Origin of the sequence: Granulicella paludicola, assembly GCF_025685545.1 — a bacterium.
GTDB lineage: Bacteria > Acidobacteriota > Terriglobia > Terriglobales > Acidobacteriaceae > Granulicella > Granulicella paludicola.
In genome coordinates, this window is record NZ_JAGSYC010000026.1 from 706,542 (window position 1) to 722,692 (window position 16,151).

The window sequence follows — 16,151 nt, forward strand, 5'->3', positions numbered from 1 at the left end:
CCATGGAGAAAAAAGAAGCACTTGTCATGGCACTTCAGTCGCTGTGGGCGAATAAGCTGCGCAGCATACTGACGATGCTAGGGGTGGTGATCGCCGTCGCGAGCGTGATCGCGGTGGTGACATTGATCAATGGCGCGAACAATTACATTGCAACGAGGATCAACAACCAGGGCGCGGACGTATTTACGATCTCGCAGCAACCTGCGTTTACGACCAGCTACAAGGAGTATTTGCAGTACCAGAAGCGCAAGATTATCTCGATGGAGCAGTACCTGACGCTGCAACAGGAGTGCACGAGCTGCCTGCAGGTGGGGGCACTGCAGTCGTCGGTGGGCCGGGTCAAGTTCAAAGCGCAGTCCAGCACGGACACGCAGATCCGAGGCTACACAACGCTGATGCCGGAGATGCAAAACCTGAACATTGTCGAGGGCCGCGGGTTTACCCAGGCTGACGATGAGCACGGAGCGCACGTAGCGCTGGTGGGCTATGACATCTATGACAACCTGCTGAAGTTCGAAGATCCGATCGGCAAAGAGATCCGCGTGGACGGCGTGCCGTACACAGTGATCGGGATGGGCGAAAAACAGGGTAAGACCTTGGGGCAAAGCCAGGATAACTGGGTAGCGGTGCCGCTGACGACGTTCCAGCGGACCTATGGCGGATCGAAGACGCTGACGATCTATGCCAAGGCTGGCAGTGGCGCGGATGCGATGGAGCTGGCGAGCGATCAGGCGCGGCTGATTATGCGGGAGCTGCGGCACGATCGACCGGATCAGCCGGACAGCTTCACGCTGGCGACGAGCGATGCGCTGGCCGGATTGTTTTCGCAGATCAGCAACAGCATCGGCGGTGTAGCTGTTGCAATTGCGGCGCTGTCGCTGGTTGTGGGCGGCGTGGTCATCATGAACATCATGCTGGTGAGCGTGACAGAGCGGACCCGCGAGATTGGTGTGCGCAAGGCCCTGGGAGCGAAGCGCGGCGACATGCTGATGCAATTCCTGATGGAGTCCGGGCTGCTATCGCTCTTTGGCGGAATATTGGGTGTGGGGCTTGGTGTGGTGATTGCGAAGCTGGTCGCCCACTATGGCGGATTCCCGGCTGCCATCGCTCTGTGGAGTGTATTTGTAGGGTTGTTCGTGGCGCTATCGACAGGGATCTTCTTTGGGGTCTATCCAGCACGTAAAGCGGCCGATCTCGATCCGATTGTGGCGCTGAGGAGCGAGTTTTAGCGATGGCGATGCGAGCGAGTGATCAACGTGAATCGGTGAAGATGGCGCTCGACACACTGCGCGCGAACAAGATGCGCTCTGCGTTGACGATCCTGGGTATCGTGATCGGTGTGATGACGGTCATCACGATCTCGTCGGTGATTAACGGGCTGAATAATTCAGTATCCGATCTGGTTTCGTCGTTCGGCACAAATGTATTGTGGGTTTTCCGGTTTCCCTTCATCGCACCTCCCACGGCGGAGATGCTGGCGCGGAAACAACTCACCTATGACGACATGTTGGCGATCTCGCAACTTCCTCATGTGACTGCGACAAGTGCGTCGCTGCAGTATACGAACTACCAGTTCAACGAGGGATCGGCGACTGCGAAGTTTGGGCAGCGCAAAGTCGACAACGTCTCCCTCGAAGGGGACACGCCTTCCAATGCGCAGGTTTACGACAAGGTGATCTCCGAGGGCCGGTTTTTTACGGATACCGACCAGGAGCGTGCGGCCGATGTGACGGTGCTGGGGCATGATACGGAGCGGGCGCTCTTTGGGCCTGTTGATCCGATCGGGCAGCAGGTAATTATTTCGGGTCGCACGTTCACGGTGATCGGCGTATTTGAGAAGCAAAAGACGGCGTTTGGTGGCGGCAAGAATCCGAATGACAGCTACGCGTATTTCCCGATCTCAACGTTCCATAAGCTGCATCCGGAGATTCTGGACTACTGGTTGAGTGCGAAGTTCGACGACCAGAAGAACAAGGGCTTGGTGACAGACGAGATTCGCGAACTGCTGCGGCGTCGTCGCAAAGTGCGTAACAATCAGGACGATAACTTTGCGGTGTTCAGTTCGGACTCGATCACGAAGTTGTGGAACCAGATCACGGGTAGCCTGTTCTTGCTGATGTTTGGCTTAAGCGCGGTCGGCCTGATGGTGGGCGGCGTGGGCGTGATGAACATCATGCTGGTCAGCGTAACGGAGCGAACGCGAGAGATCGGCGTGCGCAAGGCCATTGGCGCGACGAAGGGCATCATCCTGATGCAATTCACGATTGAGGCTGTAGTGTTGTGCGCTGTGGGCGGCATCATCGGGATTGCGCTGGGCTCGATGTTCGCGTTTGGGCTGAAGCTGTTGATCTCGAGCGAAGTGAGCTTGATGTGGATTCTGACCGCGTTCGCTTGTTCGTGCGCGATCGGGCTTGTCTTCGGGATCTACCCTGCTTACAAGGCCGCCAGTTTGAATCCCATTGAAGCGTTGCGGTACGAATAGCGTTACGGCGAAGCTAAACTGGTGGGATGGATACCCTGGCGTTAAGTATCGAGATCGCGGCGGCTTTGCTGGCGGTTTGTGGCATGGCGTACGGTCTGATCGCGCTCTGGGCGGCGCGTGACTTTGAGCGGCAGTTAAAGACACCGGATGGGCGTGGTTTTCCCAAAGGCGAGTGGCCCGGCGTCACGGTCCTCAAGCCGATGAAGGGTGTCGACGCGCGGATGTATGCAGGGCTGGTGAGCCACTGTGTGCAGCGCTATCCGGGTGAGGTGGAACTCCTGTTCGGAGTGAGCACACTGGAGGATCCGGCGGTGGCGGAGATTGCCCGGCTGCGCGTGGAGTATCCGCAGGTGGACATACGCCTGGTGGATTGTCCGCAACAGCTCGGGCCCAATGGCAAGGTGTCGAACCTGGCGCAGATGGTGCCGCACGCTCGATACGAATACTTGGTCATCAATGACAGCGATATCCGCGTATCGCCTCAGTACCTAACGAGCGTGATTGCGCCGTTCGCGGCGCGGAGCGAAGGCAAATCAGTGGGCCTTGTGACAGTGCCGTATGTCGGGCGCGCTGTGGGTGGCGTGTGGTCGAAGCTGGAGGCGCTGGGGATCTCGACGGAGTTTATGGCGGGTGTCTTCACAGCTAGGAAGCTCGAGGGGGGTGTACGGTTCGGACTGGGGTCGACGCTCGCGACGACGAGGACCGCGTTGGCGTACATCGGCGGATTCAACGGTGAGGTGGAACCGCTGACGCAAAAGCTAGCAGATGACTACGAGCTGGGTGTTCGGTTGAGTGCTGCGGGCTACGCGGTGGAGCTAATCCCGGAGGTAGTGGAGACCAGCGTGCCGTCCTACTCGCTGCGCGGATTCTGCGAACACCAACTGCGATGGTCCCGTGGTGTGCGGGACTCACGCAAGGCCGGGTATCTCGGCTTGGGCGTGACGTACATGGTGCCGTGGGCTCTATTGGCGGTGGTGGCGAGTGCGGGCGCGCTGTGGAGCTGGTCGCTGCTGAGCCTGGCGCTGCTGGTGCGTATGGCTGTGGCGCTGACGGTCGGTGTGGGCATTCTTAACGATGTGCAGGTGCTGCGATATCTGCTGTTACTGCCGTTGCGAGACTGCTTTGCACTGTTCTTCTGGGTGTGGAGCTTCGCCGACAACACCGTGGTGTGGCGCGGGCTACGCTTCCGGTTGAAGGACGGAACGCTGCAGCGCGTGGAAGCGTGACAACCTGCTAGCTCCGCAGGTCGTCGTCGCGGCGAGGCGGGTTGGGCCCTTGCACCTGCTCCTGAATGTCGCCGACCAGGTCAGTGAGGTAATGGAGCTTGCGGCTGAGGGCCTGAATCTCGGATTCGGCGCGGCGGTTAACCTCGAAGTCGAGCTCACTGCGTACGCGGTCCTTATGGTCCTGTCGGTTCTGGCTCATCATAATGACGGGTGCCTGGATAGCGGCGAGCATCGAGAGGAACAAGTTGAGCAGGATGTAGGGATATGGGTCCCAGCTCTTGTTATGCAGCAGATTGCTCAGGATGGTGTAGGACACGAGCGTGACCGCGAAGAGGATGATGAAACTCCACGAGCCGCCGAAGCTGGCGACCTTGTCGGCGATCCGTTCGCCGAAGGTCTCCTGCTCGTCGATGATTTCGTTGGGATTGCGGGCAGCGCGGCCGGAGATGACCTTCTGCGCGTTGTGGATCTCACCCGCCATGACGGTAAGCATGTCGAGACCGGCCTGCGGTTTGGCGGCGATCAGCACGTTGATGTCGTTGCGATCGATCTCAATGCAGGTGGTGGGTTCGACGGCCACGGCGGTGGTGTGATGCGGTAGCTCCTGCAGCATGGAGGCGAAGCCGAAGAGGTCGCCATGCTTGGGCTCAGAGAAAAGAACCTCCTGGCCGTCTTCGTCGATGAGCGTGACGGAAACTTCGCCGTCGAGCATGACGTAGGCTGGGCCATTGGTGTCACCGGCTTTATAGATACGCTGCTTGGCGGCAAAGGAACGAAGTTCGACCTGCTGCGAGAGCACAGCGAGCTCATCGTCGTCGAGAAGCGAGAAAAGCGGGACTTGGCGGAGTTCGTCGGTGTGGCAGGGCATGAGGCAACTTCCGTTTGTTGGGTGCTGGGAGTGAGATGCAGAACAGCTTCAGATTAGCGGTTTGGCTGGTTGCTGACGATCTCCTTGCCCCCGTTTTTCACGAGAATGTAAACCGGGCTGGGAAGAATCGGCAACTGGTTGGGCGGATCGGTAAGCGACTGCCACATAAAGATGCGCTGCGGGCCAGCCCACTTCTGCGCGATAGTTGTGGGGGTTTCGAAGATGGGTGGCGCGTCGGGGAAGAAGCTGCCATACCAGAGGTTACTGCTGCGGCCTTCGAGGATGTGTATGTTGTTGCGCTGCAGATAGAAGCCAAGGGTGCTTCCGGATTCGTACTCGCCGTGGATGCAGACGAGGTCCTCTGGCTGGAGCTGGGTTGCGATGGCAGAGGCGAGCTGGGCGCTGGTGAGTACGGGAGAGAAGATGCGCAGACCCAGCAGAACGGCGAGGAGAAATCCGAAGGAACCAGCGGCGAGGGCGAGGTTCGCAGGATGTGGTTTGTCTTTTCTACGAAGGAGCAACGCTGTGAGTGGACCCAGGAAAAGGCTGAGTGCAGCGATCATCAGCGGAAAGCGGAAGAGCGCGATGGCTGGACCGGTAAGGTCCATGAAGTGGCCGAGTGAGAGCGCGTAGTCGTCGGGGTTTTGGGTAAGAAGGCTGGCTAGGTCAGTGTTGGGAACAGGGGACGGGGACTTGATAAGAAAGACGATACTGAAGATGAGGAAGATTGCGCCAAAAATCAAGGGTAGATACAAACAGCGTCGAGCCGCGACTCTTCGTCTCTCAGCGGCTGCTTTGTCGGTAACCCTTATCGTTAGCCAGCCAGCGATGAGGATGGCGAGGCCCGGGAGCGCAGGAAGGACGTAGTACTCCTGCCGCGAGGAGAGCGAGAAAAAGAGCAGCACGAACGCAGCCCAGACGGAGACAAGGAGCAGGCTGCGCTGATCTGACGTGAGGGTTCGAGTGCGAAAACGGGTGCGCCAGTCGCGATTGCGTAAAGGTGTTGCCCAGGCGGCGGCTTTGAAGAGGAAGGCGCTGAAGGGCATCAGCCAAAGCAAGCAGAGCCCTAAGTAGAGCCAAAGCGGAGCGGTGTCATAGTCGTGCGGTACACGCAGGCTGAGGTAGCGCAGCAGGTGCTCGTTCATAAAATAGAACCAGAACCAGCCGCGGACGTTGCCGTCGGTGGGTAGCGGCACCTGCCAGTGGCCGTTCACGAAGTGGAAAGCCGTTGGATGGCCGTGGCCGGGGTTCGCCAGGCCCGCGAGGATGTGCCAGGGCGCGGCGAGGATCAGGAAAAGGGCGAGAGAACTGAGCGGATGCAGCTGTCGTATGCGCGTGAGGGTGCCGCTCAGGCCACGTGTCGCGAGGAAGTAGAGCAAGGCGATCGCCACGGGGAAGACGACGCCGATAAGGCCTTTGGTAAGGACATTCAGGGCGCAGGCGAGAACAAAGAGATAGCAGAATTTACGATCCGGCTCCGCTTCCTCTTCGCTGCGCCATAGCGCATACATGGCAAGTGTGATCCATAGGCAGACGGCGGCGTCGGGGATCAGCATGCGTGTGAACAGGTACATGCCGAAGCTGGAAAGCATGATGAGCGCGGCATATAACCCCGCTCGTGCGGATTTGAAGACGCGACGAGCGAAGGCTTCAACGAGGAGTGCGAGGCCAAGGATCGACAGTGCAAGCGGTATGCGAGCTGCGGCTGCCAGGGCTCGCGGCGAAACCGCGCCGACGAGCATGGAGAGCTTCATGCTGAGCGCCATCGACCAGTAGAAGAGCGGTGCTTTTTCGAGATAGCGGATACCGTTCGCGTAGAGCGTGACGTAGTCGTGGCGCAGCAGCATCTCGCGGGCGACTTCGGCGTGGACGGAGTCGGCGTCGTCGAGCAATGGCGGCGTGAACAACGAGACGCTGGCGTAGAAGGCGAGCCACAGCAGGACGATGGCTGCGAGCGTCGAACGCGGGCGGGATGGAATGATGGAAGTCAACGGTCTTAGTGTATGCAAGACGCGTTGATCTCGCGAGGTCCGAGCGACGATAGCGATGTCGCGTAGACTGTTGCAGATGGCTGGAAGAGATCACATGAAGCCAATAAAGGCAGGGCGCGCGCCAGAGTTGGTGCAGCTCGATGCGCTAGCGCCGCAGGGGCCGCCCGCGGAGATGATCTTTGGGGAGTGGTATCCCGCGCTGCGTGCGGACACGCTCGAGCGCAAGGGCACCGCAATCACAACGCTGCTGGGCATTCCCATGCTGCTGGGACGCAAGAGCGATGGCACGCTGTTTGCTATGCGCGATTTGTGTCCACACCGCGGAATCCCACTGTCGGCAGGGTGGTTCGACGGCGAGACGGTGCAATGCAAGTATCACGGCTGGCGGTTTGAGCCTTGTAGTGGCCGGTGCGAGGAGATACCTTCGCTTACGAGCTTCGACAACCTGGAGCCGACGAAGATCTATGCGAACTCCTTCCCGGCAGCGGAGCGCGATGGCTATGCGTGGGTGTATGTACCCGAGCCGGGGGCAGGCCGTTTGACGTTGGAGAGCGAACTGCCGCCGGTGCCGGAGCTGCCGAAGTTTTCAGGTCGCTATCGCTCGGCGCATCTGCAGGCGGATCTTCCCTGCAACGTGGATCACGGCATCATCGGGCTGATGGACCCGGCGCATGGGCCGTTCGTGCATCGTGCGTGGTGGTGGCGCAGCGCGGGCAGCATTCATGAGAAGACGAAGAAATTTGAGCCATTGGAAGATAGCGATCACGGGGGAAGAAACGCCGGCTTTCGCATGAGTGCCCATACGCCATCGTCAAACTCGGCACCGTATAAGCTGCTGGGCAAGCCGGTGACGACAATCGACTTCGTGCTGCCGAATAGGCGCTACGAGACGATCGTCGCCGAGAAGGATGGAAAGACGCGCTGGTTCGCATCGCTGACAACGGTGACTCCGGTGACGGCGACGACCTGTCGTATCGACGTGATGGCTGCATGGGATATTGCCTACTACGTGCCATTCGTGACGCCGGTAGCCAAGTACTTCGGAGCGAAGTTCGTCGCGCAGGACCAGCAGACGATGGTGGAGCAAGCGCGTGGCCTGCGCTCGAATCCGGGGCTGATGCTGATTGACGATGCGGACAAGCCTGCCAAGTGGTACTTCGCGCTAAAGCAACGTCGTTTGAAGGGCACGGGCGAGCATCCACTGAGCGGGCCAGTGGAACTGCATTGGCGGAGTTGAGATGAGATCCAAATATTTCCTGTTGTTGACGATGACTCTCTCGCTCTGTCTGCACGCGCAGGTGGATAAGGGTGCAGGTTGGCCGGAGTATGGTGGAGACCTGGCGGGGCAAAGGTACTCTTCGGCAAAGCAGATCAACAAGACCAATGTCGGTCAGCTTGCGGTGGCGTGGACGTTTCATACACACGCGATGGACGGCCCGAGTTCGAATGTGACCCGCGCAGCATCCTTTGAAGCCACGCCTGTGTTGTGGAATGGAACGCTGTACTTTGACAGCCCCTTCGATGAGGTATTCGCGGTCGATTCGCAGACGGGCAAGCTGCGGTGGAGATTCGATCCGGGTGTAAAGCGCGAGCACCTGTTTATCGTCACCTCGCGTGGTGTAGCGCTGTGGCACGCAGCCCACCCCCAACCGGGCGCCTGCGGTGCAGATATCGTCCTTTTGGCGACGCTGGACCGTCGACTGATGGCGCTGGATGCGCGAACGGGAGCAGCTTGCAAAGCGTTTGGCAATGCAGGCACGATCGACCTCACGCAAGGCGTCGAGATAGCGCGACCTGACCTGTACTTCTTCACCTCGCCGCCGATTGTGGTGGGAGACACGATTGTGCTCGGCTCGTCGGTTGCTGACAATCAGCAGGTCTTCGCGGGATCCGGTGCAGTGCGCGGCTTCGATGCGCGGACAGGCCAGCAGCGCTGGTCGTGGGACGCGGTGCGATGGACGGCACAGCAGCATCCGAAGCAGAGCGGCAGCGGCAATGTGTGGACTACGATGGCGGCCGATGCGGAGCATGATCTGGTATTTCTACCGACCAGCAGCCCGTCGCTGGACTATTACGGAGCCACGCGCGTTGGCGACAATCGCGATGCGGATTCGATTGTTGCGCTGCGGGCCTCCACGGGTGAACGCGTGTGGGCCTATCAGCTGGTGCATCACGATCTGTGGGACTACGATGTGGCGTCGCAGCCGCTGCTCTTCGACCTGCACGGCAAGGTTCCGGCCGTGGCCGTGACAAACAAGACGGGCATGATTTATGTCTTCAACCGGCTGACGGGCAAGCCTCTGTACCCGATTGAGGAGCGGCCTGTGGTGCAGTCGACGGTGCCTGGCGAAGTGACGTGGCCGACGCAGCCGTTCTCCACGCTGCCACCGCTGATCCCACTCAGCTATTCGGCTGCGGACGTGAACGGAGGCACGGAGGCGGACCGCAGCTTCTGCCGCGCGCAACTCAGCAAGCTACGCAACGACGGCCTTTTTACGCCTCCGTCGTTGGAGGGCTCTCTCATCTATCCTTCGGCGCTGGGCGGTCCGAACTGGGGCTCCTCTGCATTCGACGCCGCCAGCGGCGTAATGTACACGCGCGTAAACGTGCTGCCCTTCCAGATCCATCTGGTGAAGAAGGTAAAGCCCGCGCTGTGGGACCGCGCGGTGAAGAAATGGAATCAGATTGCGCCGACCGGCATGGAAACCGGCGCTTCGCAGGCGTTTCGACCGCCGGACCTGGGCATGGGTAACGAGGACATGAGCGAGATGAACGGAGTTCCATACAAGATGGACCTGCGGGCGCTGGTCAGTCCCGACGGCCTGCCCTGTGGGCCGACGCCGTACGGCCGCATCGTGGCGACGAACTTGAATACCGGCAAGCAGCTATGGTCAGTGCCGCATGGAGAGCTAAAGCCAGGCGTGCATGGATCGATTGGAGTAGGCGGGACCATTGCCACTGCGGGCGGTCTGCTGTTTGCAGCTTCGACGAACGATCCCTACCTGTATGCGTATGACGCTGCCAATGGCCGCGTGCTGTGGAAGGGCAAACTACCGGCGACGGCGAATGCCACGCCCATGACCTACGCTGTGGGCGGGCGGCAGTATGTGGCTATCGCCGTAGGTGGCCATCGGCTGGGAGTAGGTGACGAGAGCGATACCGTAGTTGTGTTTGCGCTGCCACCGAGCCACAACTAATTTGAGAGTAATCTGATGGACATGCGAGTTCACCGCCTTCTCACCTTATCTATAGTTAGTCTCCCTGTTATTGCGTTCACACTCGTTTCCAACACGGTCGCTGTGGGGCAGAAGAAGGCATCCCCTGCACCTGTAACGGCGACGTCTACGCAGCCTGCGGTCGAATCGCTCGATCTCGATATGTATGCGCGGATACGCGAGGAGGGCTTTCGCCACTCGCATGTGATGGAGTACTCGAGCGCGCTCTTTGATGACATTGGTCCACGGCTCACGGGTTCGCCTGCGATGGCTCGCGCGAACGAGTGGACGCGCATGCAACTGGCGGCGATGGGGCTGAGCAATGCGCATCTGGAGAGCTGGGGCGACTTCGGCATGGGCTGGACGCAGCTTGGTTCGTCGCTCTTTCTGGAGAAGCCATCCCACGGCGTCATCGTGGCGCAAGCCACGCCGTGGTCGCCCGCTACGAATGGCGTCATTACGGCTGATGTTGTGGCTGTTCATGGACTAACGGAGGAGAGCGATTTCGCTGCCTACAAAGGCAAGCTAAAGGGCAAAGTGATCCTCTACGGGCACGCTGCTTCGTCTCCGGAGATCGATCCGAACAAGGTGCCTGCCATGGAGCATTACGATGCGAAGAAGCTGGCAGAGATCGAACAGTATCCGTTGAACGACGACATGAAAGACGTAATTCCCGTCAACAACGTGGATGCGATCCGCAAGGTCACGAACGGCTGGGCTTTCCAAGAGAGGGTGGCGAAGTTTTTCAGCGACGAAGGCGCGCTATTGGTGCTGGAGCCGGGTGGCGCGGATGGAGTGCTGAGCGACGACACGAACAGCTCGTTCGGATGGTTCGTGTACTCACCTGAGCACAAGCAGCCGATTCCCGAAGAGGTGATCGCAACGGAAGCCTGGAACCGTATGTCGCGGCTCCTGGAGCAGAAGGTCCCAGTGACGGTGACTGCGCAGGTGAACACGCAGTTCAGCGGCGATCACGAGCAGGGCTACAACACGATTGCCGAGATTCCTGGCACCGATCCGAAGCTGAAGGACGAGGTGGTGATGGTGGGCGGCCATCTCGATAGCTGGGCCAGCGGCACAGGCGCGACGGATAACGGCGCTGGCTCGGTGGTGGCGATGGAGGCCATGCGGATTTTGAAGTCGCTGGATGTGAAGCCGCGGCGCACCATCCGCATTGCGTTGTGGAGCGGTGAGGAGCAGGGCGTCTTCGGCTCGTATGGGTACGTGCAGAGCCACTACGCGACCTTGCATTTTTCGCAGGCGAAGGAGGATGCGAGCATACCGGTCTTCGTGCGCGTAATGACGGCTCCTCCTACATTGAAGCCCGAGGCGGCGAAGTTCGATGCTTACTTCAATATGGACAACGGCACTGGCAAGCTGCTGGGTGTGTTTGCAGAGGGCAACTCCGCGATCGCGCCGATCTTCAAGCAGTGGATGGAGCCGCTGTCGGATCTCGGGATGACCACAGTCTCCGAGCGCAATACGGGTTCGACCGACCATGTGTGGTTCCAACAGGCCGGACTGCCGGGCTTCCAGTTCATCCAGGACCCGCGCGACTATGACAGCCGCACACATCACACTTCGCTCGATGTGTATGACCACCTGAGCCCCGATGACCTGAAGCAGGCGGCCGTGATTGAAGCGATCTTCCTCTACAACACGGCGCAGCGCGATCAGATGCTGCCGCGCCCGCAGCTGCCGCTCAATCTGAAGGATAAGCAGATTGAGGGGCTGTTTCCCGATGCGTTGAAGTAGCGGAAGTCAGACAAAAGAGGAAAGGGGGTAGAGGAGAATGCATCTCTCCTCTACCCCCTCTCCTCTTTTGTCTGTCTTTAGATTTCCTTGACGCCGTCGACAAAGGCCTTCAGCTTGCGGCTGCGGCTCGGGTGACGGAGCTTCCGAAGAGCCTTGGCTTCTATCTGGCGGATGCGCTCGCGGGTAACCTGGAAGGACTGGCCGACCTCTTCGAGCGTGTGCTCGGAGCCGTCTTCGAGGCCGAAGCGCATCTTGATCACACGCTCTTCGCGTGGGGTCAGGGTACGCAGCACCTGCGAGGTGTACTCCTTCAGGTTTACCGAGATCACGGCGTCGCTCGGGCTGACAGCCATGCGGTCTTCGATGAAATCGCCAAGGTGCGAATCCTCCTCTTCACCAATCGGCGTTTCGAGCGAGATGGGCTCCTGCGCGATCTTGAGGACCTTGCGGACCTTTGCGACGGGGATATCCATGCGTTTGGCGATCTCTTCCGACGATGCCTCGCGACCAAGCTCTTGCACCAGCTGACGCGAGGTACGGATGAGCTTGTTGATCGTCTCGATCATGTGCACCGGGATACGGATGGTGCGGGCCTGATCGGCGATCGCGCGTGTGATGGCCTGACGAATCCACCAGGTAGCGTAGGTCGAGAACTTGTAGCCACGACGGTACTCGAACTTGTCCACGGCCTTCATCAGGCCGATGTTGCCTTCCTGGATCAGATCCAGGAACTGCAGACCGCGGTTCGTGTACTTCTTCGCGATGGAGACCACAAGACGAAGGTTCGCCTCGATGAGCTCGCGCTTGGCGCGCTCGGCGTCCATATCGCCCTGGATGATCTCGCGCTGCGTCCGCTTGAGATCATCGAGAGAGATACCGGCATCGGCTTCGACGCGCTCGAGATCGACGCGGCAGTTCTTCTGCTGGCGCTTGTACTCCTTCTTCAGCTCTTCCGAGCGCGAAGCCTCGTACTTGGCGTCAAGCGACTTGATCTGGCGCTCGAGCGTGCGCATCGAGTCCACAGTCTTATTGACCTTGTCGAGCAGGCGCTTCTTCTCACCGTTGGTGTACTTGAACTCGCGAACCACGCGGGAGACGAGCACGTTCTCGCGGCCCATAAGCCAGCGGTGCTTGCGGGCGTACTTGGCCTTCAGCTTGGCGTCTTTGCCCTGCGGGTCTTCGCTCTTGGCGAGATAGTCAGCTGCCTTCTTCTGGTGCTTGACGATCTCGTCGGTGCGGGCCACGGTGGCCTTCACGCGCGCGGCGAGAATCTCTTCGGTGAGCTCTTCCTCATCGAAGGTGACGACTTCCTTGATATTGCGGACTCCGCGCTTGAGGTCTTCACCCAGGCCGACGATCTCGCGAATCACGATGCTCGAACGCGAGATGGCCTTCATCACGCGGAGCTGGCCGCGCTCGATGCGCTTGGCGATTTCGACCTCGCCCTCGCGGGTGAGCAGCGGTACGGTACCCATCTCGCGCAGATACATGCGGACAGGATCGTTGGTCTTCTCAAGGGTGCCGGGCGAAAGGTCCAGTTCGACGTCATCGCCGTCCTCACCGCTCTCGTTGTCGCCGTCCTCGTCCATACCCTTGGAGCCGCGACGGCCCTCGGAGAGAACGTCGATGCCCTGGGTGTTGATGGTGGTCATCAGGTCATCAAGTTCGTCAGGCGAGGTGATGTCGCCGGGCAGCAGGTCGTTGACCTCGCCATAGGTGAGGTAGCCCTTTTCTTTGCCGGTGTCGATGATCCGGTCTACGTCTTCTTCGTACTTGTCGAGTTCTTCAGCCACGGTGGCGCTCCTGGTTGAGGCCGCACGCATAGCGGCGCCTCAGAAAAATATTTTGGAAGTTTCCTGTCTATACCGGGTCAGCAGACGACGGCGGTTAGAGGACTCCCTTGGTTGGTTCGGGTCGCTGGGTACGGAGGTTGCGGTCAAGGCCGCGGGCGCAGGCGGAAGAGGCATGTGACGCTTGAGTGGTCAGGCTCAAGGCTGTCAGGGAAGTCTTCGGCAACTCGGAGGCGCACGAACTCCAGCGAGACTAGTCTATCACTCAGTTAGACGGTTTTGGCGTGGAAAAGATGCAAGTGTGTCACTTTGAACACGATCGACCCTGCCAGACAGGATTTCAGCCGAAGTTGAGCATCGGGGCGGGTTCACGCAGGGGTTCTCCGGGCGCACCCGACTGGCAGTTGGGGCAGAGTCGAGCCTTGATATCCATGCCGTTGCAGCCGTAATCGAAGCTGCATCTGCCGCAGCGTAGCTGGTAGATGGTCTGGCGGTCGCGGGTCGTGGAGGCGGCGCCGGTATCGCGTATGACGGTTTGCCCGTTGGGGTTCTTGTAGCCAGGTGCGGTCGTCGGGGACAGGCCCTTGGAGGCGATAAGGCCGCCGCGACGGGCGGGTGCAGAGAGTTTCATGCGCAGCTTTCTGTTTGAGAGGCGCTACAGCGCTTTGGCGAGGATCAGATCGGAGCAGGTGAGGCTGCCGACCTGGAAGGTGCGGGTTCCGGCCTCGATGAAGCCGTTGCGGTAGTAGAAGTTGAGGGCGCGCTGGTTGCCGTCGTTGACGCCGAGCAGCAGGCGCGTACGTCCGAGTGCGAGGGCGTCGGTTATGGCGGTATCTAGCAGTGCCTGCGCCGGGCGAATGCCCGGGTGGCCCATGACGGGCACCGCTCGGAAGCGGGATAGGAGATAGATGCGCTTCAGCTCGATGTCGCCGGACAGAATGTTGATGGTCGGAAGTTCGGGATCGCTGAGCAGCGTGTAGCCGACCGCGGAAAGATCGTCGGCGAAGGAGCCCGCAGTGGCGAGTGTGACGCGGGTGTTTGGTTTGGCGAGATAGCCTTCATAGGCTGCGGCGGTATGGTGCTTCGCGCAGTGGGCGACAATGTCGCTGCCGGGCAGCATCCAGGTAAAGGCTTCGAGGAAGGTGGCTGCGCCGATGAGCGCGAGGGCTGCTGCGTCCGCTACGGTGGCAGGGCGAAGCGTGACGGGTTCAACCTCAGGGGGTGGCGGCACTTTTGTCGGAGTTGTTTTGGTGGGATCGAGCGTCATCGAGCTTCCTTTACTGATGATGGTAAGCCAGCCGGCATGGACAGGGCGTGGTCGCGTACGGTAGAGATGCCTATGAGTAACGAGCAAAAGATGACGACACAGGAACGGGACGCGCAGTACGCTAAGGTGGGTAAGGAGTTTGCAGCCGACCCGAACGTGCCCGAGGCTTTGAAGCTGCTGACTGATGATCCGCGCGTGACCGTGCGACGAGGTGGAGCGCCTGTCGAAGGAAAATGCGTCGTGTACTGGATGCAGCGATCGCAGCGGGGACGTGACAACCATGCGCTCGATAAGGCGATTGAGTGCGGTAACGCGCTAGGTCTGCCAGTGGTGGCGTACTTCGCCGGGATCCGGAACTTCATCCATGCGAACGCACGACACTACGCGTTCCTCAACCAGGGCCTGCCGGACATCGAAGAAGACTGCGAAGAGCGCGGCGTGGGCTTTGTCATGCGGAAGCATCCGCACCAGAAGCTGGAGCCGTTTCTGGAAGACGTCGGCGCGGTGATGGTGATTGGTGACGAAAACCCTATGCGCGAGCCGGAGCGTTGGCGCGTCCACATGGCGCAGACGCTGAAGGTGCCTTACTGGACGGTGGATGCGGATGTAATCGTACCGTCGAAGCTGCTGGAGAAGGCGCAGTTTTCGGCAGCGGTGGCGCGGCCTCGGCTGTATCGTGCACTGGAGCAGTTCCTCGTGCCATACGACAATCCGAAGGCGGAGGTCGCGTGGAAGAAGCGCCGGGACCTGCATGCCGACGATGTCCGCGCGGATATGACGGTGGACTGGGAAGACTTTGACCGTAGCGTGCCGCCGGTTGAGGCGTGGAAGGGCGGGCATCATGCCGGGCTGAAGCGGCTGCATCACTTTTGCGACATGCTGCTGGAGCGGTACGACCACGACCGCAATCATCCGGAGGTCGATGGTTCGAGCAAGATGAGTCCGTATCTTCATTTTGGGCACCTTGGGCCGCAGACAATTGCATTGGCAGTGGAAGCGGCCGCGAAGAAACACCCGAAGCTGAAGGCCGCGAAGGAAAGCTACTTCAATGAGTTGATTGCATGGCGCGAGCTGTCAGTGAACTTCGTACGCTACCAACCCGAGTACGACTCGCCTGCCTGTGCCGACAACTGGGCAAAGCTAACCATCGCCCAGCATGAAAAGGACGAGCGCGAGGTGCTTTATACGCGCAAGCAGCTGGAGAACGGCGAGACCTACGACGAGTTATGGAACGCCGCGCAGATGCAGATGGTTCGCTACGGATGGATGCACAACTATCTGCGGATGTACTGGGCCAAAAAGATTCTGGAGTGGACGCCGAATGTAGCGACCGCGATGGAGTATGCGATCTGGCTGAACGATCGCTACGAGCTGGATGGGCGCGATCCGGGCGGTTACGCGGGGGTGGCATGGTCCATGCTGGGTAAGTTCGACAGGACATGGTTCGACCGCCCCATCTTCGGCAAGATTCGCTACATGTCCGGCGCAAGCACAGGGAAGAAGTTCGATTCGAAGGCGTACATACGGCAGGTCCAGAACCTCGGATAAGCTGGTGGG

At 60.0% G+C, this 16,151-nt stretch carries 12 protein-coding genes; 7 read left to right on the plus strand and 5 right to left on the minus strand.

Annotated elements, in window-relative coordinates:
* Positions 1–26: 26 nt before the first annotated feature.
* From OHL14_RS18595 to hpnI, 3 genes are read left to right on the plus strand one after another with little or no spacing between them, the layout of a single operon-like run.
* Positions 27–1,229, plus strand: coding sequence for an ABC transporter permease (locus tag OHL14_RS18595; RefSeq protein ID WP_317890435.1), 1,203 nt, complete (start codon positions 27–29; stop codon positions 1,227–1,229).
* 2 nt (positions 1,230–1,231) lie between these two features.
* Positions 1,232–2,482, plus strand: a complete 1,251-nt coding sequence (locus tag OHL14_RS18600; protein WP_317890436.1) for an ABC transporter permease — start codon at positions 1,232–1,234, stop codon at positions 2,480–2,482.
* 26 nt (positions 2,483–2,508) lie between these two features.
* Positions 2,509–3,708 carry a bacteriohopanetetrol glucosamine biosynthesis glycosyltransferase HpnI gene (hpnI, locus tag OHL14_RS18605; protein ID WP_263380881.1) on the plus strand — a complete coding sequence of 400 codons (1,200 nt, stop codon included), beginning with the start codon at positions 2,509–2,511 and terminating at the stop codon, positions 3,706–3,708.
* Between the two features lie 7 nt (positions 3,709–3,715).
* Here the strand turns inward: hpnI and OHL14_RS18610 are convergent, their stop codons facing one another.
* Complete coding sequence (locus OHL14_RS18610; protein WP_263380882.1) at positions 3,716–4,576, minus strand: DUF1003 domain-containing protein; 861 nt, start codon at positions 4,574–4,576, stop codon at positions 3,716–3,718.
* 53 nt (positions 4,577–4,629) lie between these two features.
* A complete protein-coding gene (locus tag OHL14_RS18615; RefSeq protein WP_263380883.1) occupies positions 4,630–6,567 on the minus strand; it encodes an ArnT family glycosyltransferase in 1,938 nt (645 codons plus the stop codon).
* A 94-nt stretch (positions 6,568–6,661) separates the two neighbouring features.
* On the opposite strand from OHL14_RS18615, the gene OHL14_RS18620 reads away from it, so the two are divergent.
* Genes OHL14_RS18620 through OHL14_RS18630 form a run of 3 tightly spaced genes read left to right on the plus strand, consistent with a single transcriptional unit; the run spans position 6,662 to position 11,537 of the window.
* Positions 6,662–7,804, plus strand: a complete 1,143-nt coding sequence (locus OHL14_RS18620) for a Rieske 2Fe-2S domain-containing protein (RefSeq protein ID WP_396271416.1) — start codon at positions 6,662–6,664, stop codon at positions 7,802–7,804.
* Position 7,805: 1 nt separating this feature from the next.
* A complete protein-coding gene (locus OHL14_RS18625; RefSeq protein WP_263380884.1) occupies positions 7,806–9,764 on the plus strand; it encodes a pyrroloquinoline quinone-dependent dehydrogenase in 1,959 nt (652 codons plus the stop codon).
* Positions 9,765–9,785: 21 nt separating this feature from the next.
* Positions 9,786–11,537 carry a M20/M25/M40 family metallo-hydrolase gene (locus OHL14_RS18630; RefSeq protein WP_263380885.1) on the plus strand — a complete coding sequence of 584 codons (1,752 nt, stop codon included), beginning with the start codon at positions 9,786–9,788 and terminating at the stop codon, positions 11,535–11,537.
* 77 nt (positions 11,538–11,614) lie between these two features.
* Here OHL14_RS18630 and rpoD read toward each other — a convergent pair whose 3' ends face one another.
* From rpoD to OHL14_RS18645, 3 genes are all read right to left on the minus strand, one after another.
* Positions 11,615–13,330: an RNA polymerase sigma factor RpoD gene (gene rpoD / locus OHL14_RS18635; RefSeq protein WP_263380886.1), complete on the minus strand. Its 1,716-nt coding sequence runs from the start codon at positions 13,328–13,330 to the stop codon at positions 11,615–11,617.
* A gap of 337 nt (positions 13,331–13,667) precedes the next feature.
* Positions 13,668–13,958: a hypothetical protein gene (locus tag OHL14_RS18640; RefSeq protein ID WP_263380887.1), complete on the minus strand. Its 291-nt coding sequence runs from the start codon at positions 13,956–13,958 to the stop codon at positions 13,668–13,670.
* A gap of 24 nt (positions 13,959–13,982) precedes the next feature.
* Positions 13,983–14,594: a GNAT family N-acetyltransferase gene (locus OHL14_RS18645; RefSeq protein WP_263380888.1), complete on the minus strand. Its 612-nt coding sequence runs from the start codon at positions 14,592–14,594 to the stop codon at positions 13,983–13,985.
* 72 nt (positions 14,595–14,666) lie between these two features.
* Between OHL14_RS18645 and OHL14_RS18650 the strand changes: the two genes are divergently transcribed.
* Positions 14,667–16,142, plus strand: coding sequence for a deoxyribodipyrimidine photo-lyase (locus OHL14_RS18650; RefSeq protein ID WP_263380889.1), 1,476 nt, complete (start codon positions 14,667–14,669; stop codon positions 16,140–16,142).
* The last annotated feature ends 9 nt before the right edge of the window (positions 16,143–16,151 follow it).